The organism is Chryseolinea soli (assembly GCF_003589925.1).
Classification (GTDB): domain Bacteria; phylum Bacteroidota; class Bacteroidia; order Cytophagales; family Cyclobacteriaceae; genus Chryseolinea; species Chryseolinea soli.
The window spans coordinates 8,114,456-8,128,896 of the sequence record NZ_CP032382.1; the positions used below are offsets into that span (position 1 = coordinate 8,114,456).

At 48.7% G+C, this 14,441-nt stretch carries 14 protein-coding genes and 1 other RNA gene; 3 read left to right on the plus strand and 12 right to left on the minus strand.

All coding sequences use genetic code 11. The annotated features are described in order from the left end of the window. Positions 1-189 precede the first annotated feature (189 nt). On the minus strand, positions 190-1,470 hold the full coding sequence (locus D4L85_RS33720) for a serine hydrolase domain-containing protein (protein ID WP_119758492.1): 1,281 nt from the start codon (positions 1,468-1,470) through the stop codon (positions 190-192). A 244-nt stretch (positions 1,471-1,714) separates the two neighbouring features. On the opposite strand from D4L85_RS33720, the gene D4L85_RS33725 reads away from it, so the two are divergent. The 3 genes from D4L85_RS33725 (at position 1,715) to D4L85_RS33735 (ending at position 4,206) form a co-directional block, all read left to right on the plus strand. Next, positions 1,715-2,698 carry a histidine kinase dimerization/phospho-acceptor domain-containing protein gene (locus D4L85_RS33725; RefSeq protein ID WP_119758493.1) on the plus strand — a complete coding sequence of 328 codons (984 nt, stop codon included), beginning with the start codon at positions 1,715-1,717 and terminating at the stop codon, positions 2,696-2,698. Between the two features lie 68 nt (positions 2,699-2,766). Next, positions 2,767-3,158: a transfer-messenger RNA gene (ssrA, locus tag D4L85_RS33730) on the plus strand. Positions 3,159-3,327: 169 nt separating this feature from the next. Beyond that, complete coding sequence (locus D4L85_RS33735) at positions 3,328-4,206, plus strand: restriction endonuclease (protein ID WP_160144186.1); 879 nt, start codon at positions 3,328-3,330, stop codon at positions 4,204-4,206. Positions 4,207-4,287: 81 nt separating this feature from the next. On the opposite strand, the gene D4L85_RS33740 is transcribed toward D4L85_RS33735, so the two are convergent. The 11 genes from D4L85_RS33740 to D4L85_RS34600 all read right to left on the minus strand — a co-directional run bounded on the left by D4L85_RS33740 (position 4,288) and on the right by D4L85_RS34600 (position 14,420). Further along, positions 4,288-6,243: a tetratricopeptide repeat-containing sensor histidine kinase gene (locus tag D4L85_RS33740; RefSeq protein WP_160144187.1), complete on the minus strand. Its 1,956-nt coding sequence runs from the start codon at positions 6,241-6,243 to the stop codon at positions 4,288-4,290. 472 nt (positions 6,244-6,715) lie between these two features. Further along, positions 6,716-7,414: a nucleotidyl transferase AbiEii/AbiGii toxin family protein gene (locus tag D4L85_RS33745; RefSeq protein ID WP_160144188.1), complete on the minus strand. Its 699-nt coding sequence runs from the start codon at positions 7,412-7,414 to the stop codon at positions 6,716-6,718. Next, positions 7,395-7,847: a hypothetical protein gene (locus D4L85_RS33750; protein WP_228450719.1), complete on the minus strand. Its 453-nt coding sequence runs from the start codon at positions 7,845-7,847 to the stop codon at positions 7,395-7,397. The genes D4L85_RS33745 and D4L85_RS33750 overlap by 20 nt, the downstream gene beginning before the upstream one ends. Positions 7,848-8,066: 219 nt before the next feature. Beyond that, a complete protein-coding gene (locus tag D4L85_RS33755) occupies positions 8,067-9,428 on the minus strand; it encodes an aminotransferase class V-fold PLP-dependent enzyme (RefSeq protein WP_160144189.1) in 1,362 nt (453 codons plus the stop codon). A 356-nt stretch (positions 9,429-9,784) separates the two neighbouring features. Next, positions 9,785-10,423, minus strand: coding sequence for an NAD(P)H-binding protein (locus D4L85_RS33760; protein WP_119758499.1), 639 nt, complete (start codon positions 10,421-10,423; stop codon positions 9,785-9,787). Between the two features lie 78 nt (positions 10,424-10,501). After that, a complete protein-coding gene (locus D4L85_RS33765) occupies positions 10,502-11,317 on the minus strand; it encodes a DJ-1/PfpI/YhbO family deglycase/protease (protein WP_119758500.1) in 816 nt (271 codons plus the stop codon). 44 nt (positions 11,318-11,361) lie between these two features. Then, entirely contained in the window at positions 11,362-12,114 is a 753-nt protein-coding gene (locus D4L85_RS33770) for a putative quinol monooxygenase (protein WP_160144190.1), read from the minus strand. 54 nt (positions 12,115-12,168) lie between these two features. Then, complete coding sequence (locus tag D4L85_RS33775; RefSeq protein ID WP_119758502.1) at positions 12,169-12,978, minus strand: alpha/beta fold hydrolase; 810 nt, start codon at positions 12,976-12,978, stop codon at positions 12,169-12,171. 45 nt (positions 12,979-13,023) lie between these two features. Further along, positions 13,024-13,623 (minus strand): carboxymuconolactone decarboxylase family protein, encoded by a 600-nt coding sequence (locus D4L85_RS33780; protein ID WP_119758503.1) that lies wholly within the window; start codon positions 13,621-13,623, stop codon positions 13,024-13,026. Further along, positions 13,601-14,179, minus strand: coding sequence for a cupin domain-containing protein (locus D4L85_RS33785; protein WP_119758504.1), 579 nt, complete (start codon positions 14,177-14,179; stop codon positions 13,601-13,603). The genes D4L85_RS33780 and D4L85_RS33785 overlap by 23 nt, the downstream gene beginning before the upstream one ends. Positions 14,180-14,189: 10 nt before the next feature. Beyond that, positions 14,190-14,420 (minus strand): 2TM domain-containing protein, encoded by a 231-nt coding sequence (locus tag D4L85_RS34600; RefSeq protein WP_160144191.1) that lies wholly within the window; start codon positions 14,418-14,420, stop codon positions 14,190-14,192. Between the last annotated feature and the right edge of the window lie 21 nt (positions 14,421-14,441).

A 14,441-nucleotide genomic window follows, 5' to 3' on the forward strand; every position in this document is an offset into this window, starting at 1 on the left:
GCCGTCAGGAGGACAAACGCAATCCGGCCGGAAAAAATATAAGTACCTTATGTTGTTTTCGGCCACCGCTCCGAAAACCGGGTTTGAGGTGGCCTGCCGTCGTCTAAATCTCTGCAAGGTAAGCAATTATCGGCAAGCGAGGGCCATTCGCCCGGCCGAACTTTCGCCGAATCCCAGGCCAGCCCGACGTCACTCCTTCAGGGCCTGGTAGACGAGCACATCGAATTTTCCGGACATCTCCCCCATGTGCGAGCCCCACATTTGCCGGTACAGCAGCACGACGAGCTTGGAAGCGGGGTCCACATAGTAGGTCGTCGAAAAAGCGCCGCCCCACCCGTAGGTTCCCGGTTTGGCAGGCGAATGCGGGCTGCCCGCCTCCGTCAAAACACTGAACCCAAGACCGAACTTGCCGTCGCCGAGCGACAGGTTGCCGATCTGGTTCATGGTCATCAGCCGCACGGAGGTGGGACTCAACAGTCGCACGCCGTTATAGGTGCCTCCATTCAACATCATTTGCAGGAAAATGCCGTAGTCGAAGATCGTCGACGACAATCCGCCACCGCCGGAGAAGTAGGTCTTCTTGTGCAGGGGATAGCTCATGTCCAACCGGCCGAAAGCATACGGTTCCTTCACGATGTGGCCCGTGGAATCTTCCCGGAAGAAGTTTACGAGCCGGTTGGCCTTGGCGGGGGGAATGTTGAAGTAGGTATCGCTCATGCCCAGCGGTTCGAAGATGCGCGTGCGGAAAAAATCGTCGAGCGACATTCCGGACCAGATCTCCACCAACGCACCCAGCACATCGATGTTCAGACCATAGATCCAGCGTTCGCCAGGGTTATGCATCAGCGGCAAAGTGCCCAGGCGCGACATGGCGGCGACCAGGTTGTCGTCGGTCACATACAGGCCGGCGGTCAGTTTGTTTTTCGCGTAGATGGCCCGGGCGGTATCGCTGCCGATGTCGGAATAGTCCAGGCCCGAGGTGTGGGTAAGCAGGTCGCGAATGGTGATGTCGCGTTTGGCCGGCGCGCTGGTGTAGGTCGTGTCTTTCGCATTGTACTTGACGAGCACCTTGGCCTTGGCAAACGTGGGAATGTATTTCGAAACCGGATCGTCCAACAGGAACTTGCCCTCTTCGTGCAGCATCATCACGGCCACGCTGGTGATGGCCTTGGTTTGGGAGGCGATGCGGAAGATGCCGTCTTTGGCGAGCGGCGCCTTTGTGGCCATGTCGTTATAGCCAAAGGCTTTGTAGTAGACGATCTTTCCGTCGTGGATCACCAGGGCGACGGCGCCGTTCATCCAACCCTTGGCCACCCAGTCGTTGAAATTGGTGTCGAGTCTTTTTAGCCGTTCAGAAGAAAAGCCGGCGGCTTCGGGGGTGGTAGCCGGTGTTATTTTTTGCGCGCGCACAGCGGGAGGCAAACACACGGCGAGCAATAATAAGAGCAGGATGAAGAGGTCCTTTTTCATGGAGCGTCTGGGTTCGGTTTAAGGATACCGAATATAGGGATTCGATTCAAATTGGGAGAGCGGGGATGAATAATTTTACCGCCGACACGCAAAGACGCTAAGATAGGCGGAATGGATCCGTGGCATTGCGTTTGCGCTGTTAATGTCGTGTGGTGGCCAGGTTATCGTTGGCAACCGCATATTCTGATCATATCTCTTACATAAACTATTACCTCAGTTTAGTTTTTGTTATACTTCGGACGGGATGAAAAAGTTTAAGCCGCCGCTTCAGGAGGAGGCCCTGATTTCGCAAGTGCCCAGTGCGTCGTGGAAGTACGAGTTGGAGAAGTCATCCACCAAGTATCACATCGTCGCCGCCTGGGCTGCCATCATTTTCGATCCGCTGTTTGCCATCACCGACTATTTCAACATCCCTGCGAGCTGGCAATATGTGTTCTCGATCCGGGTCTTCGTATCCCTCGTTACACTGTCCACCCTATACCTGCGCAAGCGATACTACTTGCCGTCCTACATCATCGCGGTGGTGCCGTTCTTGCTCATTTCCCTGCAAAATGCCTATACCTATAGTCTCATCGGCGATGCAAACCTGGTGGGGCACAACCTGAACTATACCGCGCTGCTCATCGGCGCGGCTTTGTTCGTGGCCTGGGACTGGCCCTATTCCGTGGTGCTCACCACCCTTTCGCTGGTGGCTACGGCCTACTTCATCCAACAAAATCCAGCCCTCGAACTGAACGCATTCTTTGTGAAAGGCGGGCTGATCCTCCTCTCGTCGTTCGCCTTTATGACGATGCTCATTCAAACGCGCTACAATCTCACCATCCGCGAGATCAAGGCGCGACTCGCGTTGCAAAAAAGCAATGAAGAGATCCAGGCGCAAAACGACGAGATCCAAACCCAGAACGAAGAGATCAAGGCGCAGAACCAGGAGATCCAGGCCCAGGGTGAGGAGATCCGCGGCATCAACGAGAACCTGGAGAACCTCGTGAACGAACGCACGGCCGAACTGGAGAAAAAGAACAAAGCCCTGGAAGAATACGCCTTCATCAACGCCCACAAGCTGCGGAGTCCCGTGGCCAGCATCCTGGGTTTGATCAACCTGCTAAAAAAGCTCCCGACCACGAAAGAAGGTCAGGATGTTCTGGATCATTTACAAAGCTCGGCTGATAAGTTGGATGAGATCGTGAGTTCGATCACGAAGGCGATTGAGCGGGGGGATAAGAAATAGAACTATTTTATCTCTATATTTGTCTCCCTTTTGCAGGAAACGACCTGCCGAAGTGTTCATTGACATTTGGGGCCGACCGGTTTTGACAGGATGTTTAACCACGTATATAAGCATGCAGGCTCATGGGATGAGAGCCTTAAAAGATAGTTCCAAACCATACTTGGCGAGTCTAACTACGCCATGGCTGCTTAATTTATCCGATAGGATAAATTAGCCTCGTCCCGATAAGATCGGGAAAGCCATCATCGCTCAGCGCTGTTGTTTTGCAGGCGTTGGTTAGCGGTGTCGTTATGCAGAACTGCTCCGTGCGATGTTGCTAAGCACGGCTAAGACACAGTAACTAAGGTGTAGTTTGGCTGTTGCCTGCCTTGCCACACCCGACAATCAAAGTCAACTAAGCATGTAGAAGGTACGGCGTTATCTTCTCTGGACGAGAGTTCGATTCTCTCCGGCTCCACCTCTGGAGAAAGCCCTGTGATATCATAGGGCTTTTTTTATTTTCTTGGTACGAGTATTCAGCCATCCGCAATCAGAAGTCAATGTCCAGGAGGAACCGGCTAATCGTATTCAAGGCACTTACGTCTTATTTAGTTCTTTCTGTTCTTTCTACTGACGATAATACGGACGACATGAATGAAATCATCAGCTATAAGGATTATGTTACATATGAATCCTCACACACAGAGGATATACTTTCAATCAGAGACAGCTCACATTCAAGATACTACTATTCGGGTCAAGAGATTTCTCCACTTAATTACCATCGACTAAAGAAGGCGGTTACTGATTCAAGTACCTGTATCTATTGTGATGAGGTATTGTCAATAATCGACAAAAAGAACTCAATAAGATCGCTTGATACGTCCTCCGTGTCTCTTGAGATTAGGTACTGTGAGAAATGCAACTGGTGGAATGCTAAATATCTGAAAATAACACATGGTAGCGAGCGCCTGCATAATAAAGAATTGATAACGACTGTTCGAGAGGAATATGAAGGGATTATAAAATCTTACGCAATTGACGATTACGCCACCCCCATTGAATTAATTCGTCATTATTTGAATGCCAATCACGATAAGTACAATTTGATTAAACCTCAGCAGTTTGAGATGCTGGTGGCATCAGTGTTTAAAGATTTCTTTTCTTGTGAAGTTCGGCACGTCGGTGGGCCGGGTGACAATGGAGTCGATATTTATATGGTTTTGAACAATATGCCAATTCTTGTTCAGGTGAAACATCGAAAAGATCCGAAGGCAGTCGAGGCTCCGAGTATAGTTCGCGAATTAATAGGAAGTTGCGTGATGGAAAATTCAAAACACGGTATAATCGTGTCATCAGCTGACAGATTTTCGGCGCAATCGCGATCCAACGCAGTGAATGAAAATCTCGTGCGTAACAATATTCGAATAGACCTAATGAACAGGCAGGATTTTTTTTCAACAATGAAACTCGTTACCAACAATGTTGTTAAGCCCTGGGAAGATATAGACTGGGGTATTGGTCTATAACCACTAATTATTTTTTCATCCGTGGCTCTGACGAACCGCCAGACATTGTTGCCTCTTTCATTGGTCGTTCGGCCCTACCCATCACGAAAAATTGTCTTCGATCTGCGCAGGCGAAGCGACCGGTACGGTAAAATAAAATGCAGAGCCTTTTCCCACGGCGGTTTCCACGGTGATCGTCCCGCCGTTTTTTTCTACGAATTCCTTGCACAGCAATAATCCCAATCCACTTCCTTTCTCGTTGGCTGTTCCCGGTGTGGAGCGTTTGTCTCCAATTTTAAAGAGATTCTCCAAAATCGCATCTCGAATGCCAACGCCGTTGTCGATCACGGCTATTTTAATGAAGCCCTCTGATAGCTCTGCGTGCAGCATAACTTCTCCGCCTTCGCGGGTAAACTTAATGGCGTTTGAAAGCAAATTGCGGATCACGGTTTTGATCGAGTGCGGGTGAGCCCAAACCCACAACCCTGTTTTATTCTCGTTGACGATGGTTATCTTTTTGACCTGCGCTAAATCCCTGTACAATTCTTCGCTTTCATTGAGCGCTTGACCCATATCAAAAACTTCGGGGATATATTTAATGGTGTTGGTCTGTGAGAAACTCCATTCCAATAAATTCCCGGTGAGGTTGTTCAGATTTTTCAATGATCTATTCAAATCACCGAGGTACTGCTGACGTTCCACCGGTGTCAACGCATCATCGTGATGGGATAATAAATCCATAAGTCCCATTAGTGAATTGAGCGGACTGCGCAGATCATGACCAATGATCGCGAAGAGTTTGTCTTTTGAATGGATCGTTTCCAGCAGCAAACTGTTTTGGTTGGCAATGGCGGTCTCTTTTTCAACCAACTCACCGTTTAGTGCGGACAGCTTTTCGTTCAGCACCAAAAGCTTCTTGTAGGTTTGTTGTCTTTGCCGGACGAAAAATAACAAGCCTGCAATAATGCTCACGAAAATGAACAACAAACCTATTCCCAGAAGTTGCTGATTTCTCTTTTCGGCTTGAAGCAATGCTTTGTCTTTTTCTTGAAGCAACGTCCTTCGCGTTTGCTCGCGGTCGTTGAATAAATGTTCGCTGTACTTCGCCCGACTGCTGTGAACAGAATCGCGCAGCACATTGCTTTGGAGAAGGTAGTCGAGGGCTTGTTGTGTTCTTCCCCGTTTGGATTCAATGGTCGAAAGCAAAATGCAGATGCGCTCCATGTCGGATTTAGAGCCTATTTGCACATAATGGTGATACGCTTCTTCCGCGTAATGAAAAGCTTGTTGAACATCACCCTTTATCAACTTGAGTTTTGCAAAATAGTATCGGTTGTCCGCTTTGTCTATTTTATCGGGAAGGGGTTTGATAAAATTCCACGTGGCGTTTAACAACGAATCGGCCCTGGCGTATTGTTGTTGCTCCAGGCGCAGCGCGGTCAGCATATTGAGCAAATATCCGTAGTTTGGAATTTCCTTTGGATCATACGCGAGCGCCATATTCAAGTACTTCTCCGCTTCGGGCAACCGGTTATTGGCGAGATATGTTTGTCCAATATTTATTTTAAGGGTGATGAAGTAAGCGTCCTGGTCGCCTAATACACTCTGAAAATCGAGTGCCCTTTTGAAATAATCAATAGCCCTGTAATAATCTTCCAGATCAAACATGCACCAGCCAATATTGGCGAATGCGCGGCACAGAATGGTTGCATTGTTAACCGAGTCGGCGATATCAATACTTTTTTGATAGCAGGAAATGGCTTGCGCAATCTGGTTTCTCCTGGAGTGGGTCTGGCCGATCAAAAGGTAGGACCATGCCATTCCATTTTTATAGTGCAGTTGCTTGGCCAAGGCAAGCGCTTGTTGGGCATAATGTAATGATGAATCAACGTTCACAGAATGATAGCTACTGGAAATATCACACAAGCCCAGCACCCGGTTAGTATCCATGCGCAGGGATCCCAATTCCCTTTTAAGACTGTCTACATCGCCCAGGTATTCTTGCGAATAGGCGACCGGGGCCACTAGCAGCGCAAGGATGCCGAGAGCGTATTTCATCCGTGAACCTTGAACCAAGCGGTGTAGGGAAGTTTTGACCAATCCGGCATTTATCGTCATTATTCTTGCAGCCCTTTCTATGCGGTAGAAGTATAGCGATAAATTGTGCCTTCGGCAACACCTAACGACCACCTCCTGGAACCCTATTTCTGCGACGCCTGGCCGCCACAGACAGAGCATCTATTTTAGCACATTTTCCAAGAAACGACAGCATTCCATGAGAGATCCAATGTTAACAATTGTAACAGTCTGATTTTCAATAGCTAAAGACCGACGACCCGTTTGAAATCACGGATAAACTGATTGGTTTTTGCCTTTTGTTGATCAACATCAGGCGTAATGAGGGAGACATTAGCGAAAAATCGCAGATTTGATGATGTATAGTCCTGCAGAGGGCGTTTTGAGAGCTCTTGCCATTTTTCAGCGGGCATTTTTGTCTACTAAAAGTTGAACACCTGAGTACTGGATAGAATTATTTTTCCAATGCGATAATGCTTTCGATCTTTCGTTCTATGACGTTATATCGTGCGTCCCTAATAAGCGGTGAAAGGTGACAAGAAATGATTTCTGTGCGATAAGGATGAGTCCAGATCTTCCTGTATTCTTCGAGAAGGAATTGTTGAACATCGGCGTCAGTGTTTTGTATAGAGGCGACAATTCCTATGCAGTTATCCGTTAGATATATGATGTCTTCGAAATCGTGGCTGCCTCGATTGTCACCTTTACCTCGTCCGTTGAATGCCGAAAATTTAGTCGCCAGAAAATACGGAAGCGAAAATATGTTGATTGTCGGGCCGTCTTGTAGCAAATATTCTTGCATGTTCTGCAACGCTGGTTTATACCAGGGGTTCGAAAATCCCAAAACCTGTTCATCATCAGGCATAATATCCACGGTTATGTCATCATAAAGAAATCTGCAGATTACACTGGACGAGGTGTCCGGAAGAAACTGCAATTTCGTTAGCTCATCCTGAAGTTTTACCCAGGCTGAATAGTTTTCGAGCGTCACACTCAAGTCGATGTCTTTGGTCGGGCGCAACTCGTCAGCCGCCGGGTCATCGGTATAGAGACTGATTACAGCACCACCAACAAAAGCCACTCGTTCGCGCAGGTCCTTTAATGCGATGGCGATCTTCTTAACGACCCCGATATTAATCGTTTTGTTTTCCATTTCGCTGAAGGAGTCTAGACAGTTCTTCCCGTGCGGCCTCCTGTTCGCGAACGCGGCCAACACGAATGGCATCAATGAGCGCCAAGCACTCGTACAGATAGGGGTCCTTTTGGGACGCGTTTACTACAGAAGGATAAAGAGGCTCGATAGCCTGTCCCTTGGCGTCGCCTTCTGCTGCGGGCCATACATAATAGTCATTTGATATGATAAGGCGATTAAGCGGCGGTGCACTATGAGCGGTCTTGATACCACGTACAATTGAGCCCGGCTTTTGAGGAAAAACGTATCGTATTCCATGTTTGAGGAATTCTAGCAGCGCGAGCCTATTGACCTTTCGTTTATCCTGACTGATCAAATCTGCCTGGAAGGACCGGTTTAAGGATTCGCTGATTTCAGAGGGGCTAACCTGAAGATCCTGGGCAATCTGTTTCATTTGCCAATTGGATTGGCCGGCATAATCGTAGGACAGTATTTTTAATAGAATGGGCACATCCTGGGGCCTCATTCCGGCATGTTTTCGCATAAATTCTTAATTCGCGTATTGCAAATTGCAAATTAATGCTCTTAAATGCAAGCCCTCGGCTTCCAATCTCCAACAGACAAAAAAGTAGCAAATTGGCGGGTGCTGTTTCCGATGCAACCGTCAAAGAAATTAGGAAATTGTTTTATCAAGGAAGGTTCGTGCAAAACCTATAAACCTATCAATATCAGATTTCGTGGTCGGGATTCCGATGGAGATCCGAACGGCGCCCCGGGTCTTGCCCGTAAAGGCGACAAAATCATCGTAATCGCCGTGATCCCTTTCGTCAAAATAATTTCTCAACTTGTCCGATGAAATATCATGATTCAATTCATCAATGCCCGGATTACAAAAACATCCGGTTCGAAAGGATATCTTTTCAAAACTTCCCAGTTGCTCAATGCGTTGCGGTGAGTAACATTGTTCATTCACGTCAAAAAAGTTCATCATAAAGATGCCGCCCCGGTTTTCAACATGCCTGGGCCCATATAATTTTATCAGCTTCGATCCATTATCATGATAAAGGTTGTTTAGCTCGGAAAGCATGTACCGACTCAGCTCCTTTATACGACTATGGATATTCTCCATCCCGATGGAAGCGATAAAGTTCAGTCCGTTCGTGATCGCGGGAATATTCAAATAGTTAATGGTGCCGTCTTCAAATCGCTCATGATCGTGTTTTAAAAAAAAGTCACCGTGTGCCACGGCTGAGAAGGTAATGGTGCCTCCGGCATACCAGCTTTTCTTCAGTTTATGAAATTTTTCTTTTTTAACAAGCAAGCATCCCATACCGGTTGGATAGCCGAACATTTTATAGAACGAAAGGGAGACAAAATCGGGGCCGTGAATGGTTAAATCCAATGCTGATGTTGGAACAAAAGCAGCGGCGTCCAATAGGACGTCCCAGTTTTCCTCCTGCGCCCTGCTGATCCATTCCAGCGAATGTTGAACGCCTGAAACATTGGACTGTGCCGGAAACGCAAACAGCTTTTCGTTCTTATCGGGATGACTTTGCAGATGCCGGCTCAACTCCGTTTCGTTTATCGTGAGGGTCTTCCGGTTCATAGGGCTATAGGTATAGGCACCCCCCTTGTTCTTGCAATACTCCCGGATGCCATTCACAGAATTATGATTATCCGTCGTCAGCAACAAGTGAGCGCTCGAAGAGAACGGGTAACATTCTCCAACGATCTTCAGGGCTCCCGTGGCATTTGCGGTAAAGATGCAATAGTAGTCGTGCGCCCGGAAGAAATGCAATACACGATCACGCGCTTCCTTCACAAATTCCTCCGACATAAGCGAAGCAGGATTCCTGGAATGAGGATTCCCATAAACGCCGCGACTCAAAAAATCGCAATGGGCGTCCACCAACGATTGGGGATAGAGATTGCCACCGGTATAATCCAGGTAGGTATGCCCACTTTCATCCAGCCGGGCGAATTCCTTTTTCCGTAAGCTCGCGAAGAGCTCATGACGAGTTGTCTGCAAATTCATGATCATACTGCTATTCATATTATTATGTTGACGGAAAAACAGCATATAAAATCCGTCTCGTCGCTGGTGCATGCCAGGACGGACGTGTTACCACAGCAATGCAAAAGATTCTGGAGGACAATAGCGGGTCTTTCGAGCCTGAAAGTTTCTCAGGCTAAAGTAATGTCACGTCACGATGCTGGCTAGTTCCACCTTGTATCTGGCGGGTCTCATTTTATAACTGGCTACGGAAACCATGCGCCCAGCAAACCAAATGCTTATTAACACGACACGGGATACCCGTTACCATTGATCGAATGTTTCAGTAATTCCTTCCTTCTTGGCAGGCTAATGCACTTTTTCCCAGGGAACCTTAGCTAAAAATTGCGGATTTTATCGGGCATGATGATGTGTAGTCCTGTAGAGAGCGTTTTTGGAGCTTTTGCCATTTTTTCAGCGAGTACCGACGTAGGCAATGGTCTGAATTTTCTGAATAGCCCCAAGCCGCTTAGAAGGTTTAGAAGCGGTGCGCTCACCCGCTCGCCCGACCGGTCGGTATCCTTGCGCAACAGCATCGCGGGCTTGAATATAATGTATTGATGAAATGCAAGGGCTTCGATCTGATCTTCCAATTTACCCTTGACCATAGAATAAAACAGGGGGCTGGAGGCTTTCGCTCCATACGCAGACAATAACACGGCACGAAGGACGCCGTTTCGTTTAGCGATCTCTGCAAACTTTAACGGGATCTCAAAATCGATATGCCATTGTCTGTCGCGGGAACCGGCTGTCTTCAGCGTTGTCCCCAGGCATGAAAACCAAACATCTCCATGGATGAATGGAGATACAGCGTCCAGGTGGTCGAAATCCGTGAGGATCTCTGTGAGTTTGGGGTGACTTCGTTGGGTAGCCGTACGAACAAAGATCACAACCGCGGTGTAGTCCGCGTCATGGAGTAAGCTATCAACAAGGTCCTTCCCCGTTGCACCGGTGGCGCCGATCACTAAGGCTTTCATGTCTATGCGTTTAATGCTTTGATGTTTTCTAAACCAATCTGTCATCGGCGTCACCCGGTGTTGGGTCTTCTCTGGTGGTCAGTGCCGGGTCAGCCAGTTTTCAACGGCCCTCGAAAAATCGGCGACATCGATGGGGTGACGGCTGGTGATGAGGTTCCCATCGATCACTACAGGTTCTTCCAGCACGGTACCGCCTGCATTCTTCAAATCAACCTGGATGTTCCAGTAACCCGTAAGTTTTCTCCCTTTAAGAATATCGGCAGATGCCAACACCACCGGCGCGTGACAGATCGCAGCAATTAATTTTCCCGACTTGTTGAAATCCTGAATAAAACGGATCACGTCTTTGTCTAATCGCAAGTTATCCGGGTTCCAGGCGCCACCCGGAATGAAAATGGCGTCGTAATCGCTGACCTTGATCTGGTCTGCCGTGCGGTCAAACTTAATCCAGCCTACAGGTTGTAGGTATTGAATGGCCATGATATGTGTCTTTGCCATTTCCGGTGTGCTCAGGCCGTATCGTTCAGGAGCGGGATTGAATTTAGGCGCAACGATCTCCACCTGGGCGCCCAATTCCCGGAAGTACCATACGGGCCCCGACAGTTCTATCTCTTCGAAACCATCGGCGGCAAGCACCGCTATCTTCTTACCTTTTAATACTGTTCTATTGGTTACCGGAGTAAAAAAGAACGCCCTCAACGTTTCATTTCCGGGAGCATTAAGCAATTGCGATACGGGCATATTGACCACCGCGGAGCGAGTGGTCAATTGGTTCAGCACTTCCAGTTCATGTGATTTGATTTGGCCGGCGGCTACTTTAACCTGGGCCTTCGTGTTAACGACAGCATGCATCATGATCATACTTGTTATAATGAATTGATTTATTGTTTTCATAGGTTTCATTTTTGTTGTTACGGGTGATGTTTGAGACCATCCTGTTACTTCCGGATCAGGGGCGCGAATTCGATAAGCTTGTGAAGGCCAGCCCGGAAGGGTTGCTTTTTTATGCTGGTGTTCAGATAGTCGATCACAGGCTGTATCGGTGGAAATTTCAGGTGGTATTGAAAGGCATCTTCATTTCTGAATTTTTCATAGGTAACAAACTGCGTACTGTCCGTTTCCAATTGTGAAAGCTGATAAGTAATAACACCTGGCTCACTGCGGAATTGCGGCATGGCCGTGTGATACACCGTCTTAAAATGGTGTTCCGTTCCTGCTTTTGCATCCACAAACAGCATGATGGTGATCGGATCATCTGTTTTTCTGACGACACTCCGCCATTGCTGTCTGGAGATGGGTTCGAGATCTTTCACATCGATTTTTTTTGGTTGCTTTGACAGCGCGGTTTTCGCTAACGACTCCATGGCTTGAAAGGATGAGCTCCTGCCTGCCTTTTCCAACGCTGCTTTACTGTTCCATCTTTCGATGAGCCACAACACGGATGGATCTTCCTGCTCATAATAGGCTTCCGATAAAACATTGCTTTCCTGTTCCAGGGAACGCGCCACATAGTCGCTTACAGTTTTTCGGAATGCGACCTTGTGATCCGGTTTAACATCAAACCGGGTTAGCCTTGCCGCGAAGTCATCGTGGTTAGATTGGATGGATTCTCCGGCAACAGCGTCATCGGGGTGTTGTGCTTTTGGGTTCACCTGACACAGTAGGAACAGCATGGTTAAAATAATCGCCATGCGTTTCTTTGAAAATGATAGTAGCATGCTTGTCTCCATGTTGTGGTCGCTGCGTTATCGCCCGATCTTGAGCAATAGATCTGACACTTCATGCGGCTTGGCCAGAAAAGGGGAATGGCTGGTTTCGAGCTGATAGATGGTTTTGATACCTGCCCCCGCGATCATCCGGTCTTGAAGGCCGGGTGAGATCACGACATCATGAAGCGTCTTGATATAGACCTTACTGACGATGCCGAAATGATCATTGGTCAGGCTCACTTTGTTGGAGAATGGAATAGCGGGTTCTGCACGATAATTTTCCATCACCCGTTTTTTGTCGGCTGGCGAACCGTCGCTTACAAACAGATCGGTTACCTTGTCGTTCAAAACATCGAGTGTTAATTTATCGGCTGAGGGAACCAACGCGGGGCCTAGCTGGGAATCGGGATCCGAATAGGCCAGGTCTGTAAGCGCTTGTCCGGAAGCAGGAAGGAACGCGCCGATATAAACCAGTTTGCTGATCCTGGTGGGAATCTTTTCCGCTACATTGGTCACCACCATTCCGCCCATGCTGTGTCCCACCAGTATCACTTTGCCGTTTACTTTCGAAACGGCGTCGATAACCTTATTACTGTAAACATCGAGCGTCAGGTTCAAAGGCGGGGTGTGGTCATCGCCATGACCCGGCAATTGGACAATGATCACCTGGTTACCTTTGTTGACCAGGTCGGTGCGCACGGCGTCCCAGACATAGGGCGCTTGCCAAGCGCCGTGTACCAGCACATACGTGTTTGTGGCGGCGGTGGTGTTCTCCTCGCCTGTATAGGTTGCAAATGCAAATGATGTAAATGCTGCCGATAGCAGCGCTAAGATTGTCTTTTCCATTTTTTAAAATTTTGATTGTTCATGAGTGCTTTCGTAAAACCGTGTCTATCGGATGTTGTCGGGTGCCGGCATATCGAATCCGTTCAAGATCATCGCCACAAGAGTATAGCCACCGATCAGGAAGAAAAGCTCAGCCACGCCTTCACGCCCGAACAGGTGTACTGCCCATTGATAGGTTGCGTCAGGAACAATGCGTCCCCTTGCCAGCGCGCTGGCGATGTCGTGGGCAACGGTTTCCTGTTCGTTCAATCCATGAGGCTTCCCTCCTGCTGCGAGCGTTGCGATAGCATTGGGAGGAAGACCGAACGTAATCGCCATGATCTCATGTGCATAAAGCTCGAAGCGGGCACCGAACGCTGCCCCTATCGTGAGAATGGCAACTTCACGTACCCGTTTTTCAAGTGTCGCGTGAATGTCCAGCGTTCGTATAAAGCTTAACGCCGGGACACCGAACTGTGGGTAGTGGAGCATGGGCGGAAAGGGTCCAAGCAACGCGCCTTGCTCGTCGATCATGGTCACCGGGCCTTGACTTCGCCCAATGAGGTTGGCGATCTCGTCATGCACGTGGCGGGCTTCGACACCGAGGGTATGGGGTGGTAACGGTTTGATGCGCATCGTTCTATTATTTTTTTGGTGCAAGGTCATGGGAGAATCGCCCATCGATCAGGACAAAAGCCATGCGGCAGATCTTTCCTGACCGGTTAGCCCAGGCGTGGTTTGTACCGTTTTGAACGATGACATCGCCGGCCTTGAGGGTGGTCTCGCCGCGATCGAGAACCATCGTGATCTCGCCTTCGAGCACGATGCCGTAGTCCACGGTTTGCGTACGGTGCATTAAGGGGTGAGGCGCGCCTGCCTGTGAAGTCGAGGCGCTTTCGTTGCCCATGGATTTGAATTTTGCCTGGGCATCTGCCCCGGTAAGTTTTCGGATCTCATCGCCTTCCGGTGGAAATTCGATAACCCGTATCCGGGTCCCGTTTCCAGGAGGCGCCAGCACCAGGCTATGCTCGTCTGGAGCGCCAGGCTGTGCCGTGATCAGAGCAGGTGTTTCCACTGTGTGCCATACTTCAAAGAAAGTAGGACCACCGGGCCCGCCGATAAGCTGTGTCGTCATCGGCGGCAGGTTGGGAATGATAATGGCTTTCCCTTCGGCGTCATGGCCTGTCACGATGCGCCGGAATAGCTTTGGCTGTTCGTTCATGCGATGGGTATTAATGGTTTACTGATTTTCTGAAAACGAATGCGCCGAGGTAGTGAAAGAGTACGCCGATGGCCCATGCCGGCGTTGACCAGAGCGGCCACGGATACGTTCTGTCGGTGAGGTACCAAACCAGCCATAGGACCGGTGTGGCCAGCAGAAAAACAAGCAGATGAATTCTGAAGCCCTTCTTCAAATTCTCATTGGTGGCGGCAGGCCAGTTCGATGGATGTTGATGTGTCATAAGATTTAGATTTAGTGTGAT

Coding starts and splice junctions, on each gene's coding strand:
- D4L85_RS33720 (WP_119758492.1), bottom strand. CDS start 1,470: ATGAAAAAGGACCTCTTCATCCTGCTCTTATTATTGCTCGCCGTGTGT.
- D4L85_RS33725 (WP_119758493.1), top strand. CDS start 1,715: ATGAAAAAGTTTAAGCCGCCGCTTCAGGAGGAGGCCCTGATTTCGCAA.
- D4L85_RS33735 (WP_160144186.1), top strand. CDS start 3,328: ATGAATGAAATCATCAGCTATAAGGATTATGTTACATATGAATCCTCA.
- D4L85_RS33740 (WP_160144187.1), bottom strand. CDS start 6,243: ATGAAATACGCTCTCGGCATCCTTGCGCTGCTAGTGGCCCCGGTCGCC.
- D4L85_RS33745 (WP_160144188.1), bottom strand. CDS start 7,414: ATGGAAAACAAAACGATTAATATCGGGGTCGTTAAGAAGATCGCCATC.
- D4L85_RS33750 (WP_228450719.1), bottom strand. CDS start 7,847: ATGAAACAGATTGCCCAGGATCTTCAGGTTAGCCCCTCTGAAATCAGC.
- D4L85_RS33755 (WP_160144189.1), bottom strand. CDS start 9,428: ATGAATTTGCAGACAACTCGTCATGAGCTCTTCGCGAGCTTACGGAAA.
- D4L85_RS33760 (WP_119758499.1), bottom strand. CDS start 10,423: ATGAAAGCCTTAGTGATCGGCGCCACCGGTGCAACGGGGAAGGACCTT.
- D4L85_RS33765 (WP_119758500.1), bottom strand. CDS start 11,317: ATGAAAACAATAAATCAATTCATTATAACAAGTATGATCATGATGCAT.
- D4L85_RS33770 (WP_160144190.1), bottom strand. CDS start 12,114: ATGGCGATTATTTTAACCATGCTGTTCCTACTGTGTCAGGTGAACCCA.
- D4L85_RS33775 (WP_119758502.1), bottom strand. CDS start 12,978: ATGGAAAAGACAATCTTAGCGCTGCTATCGGCAGCATTTACATCATTT.
- D4L85_RS33780 (WP_119758503.1), bottom strand. CDS start 13,623: ATGACCTTGCACCAAAAAAATAATAGAACGATGCGCATCAAACCGTTA.
- D4L85_RS33785 (WP_119758504.1), bottom strand. CDS start 14,179: ATGAACGAACAGCCAAAGCTATTCCGGCGCATCGTGACAGGCCATGAC.
- D4L85_RS34600 (WP_160144191.1), bottom strand. CDS start 14,420: ATGACACATCAACATCCATCGAACTGGCCTGCCGCCACCAATGAGAAT.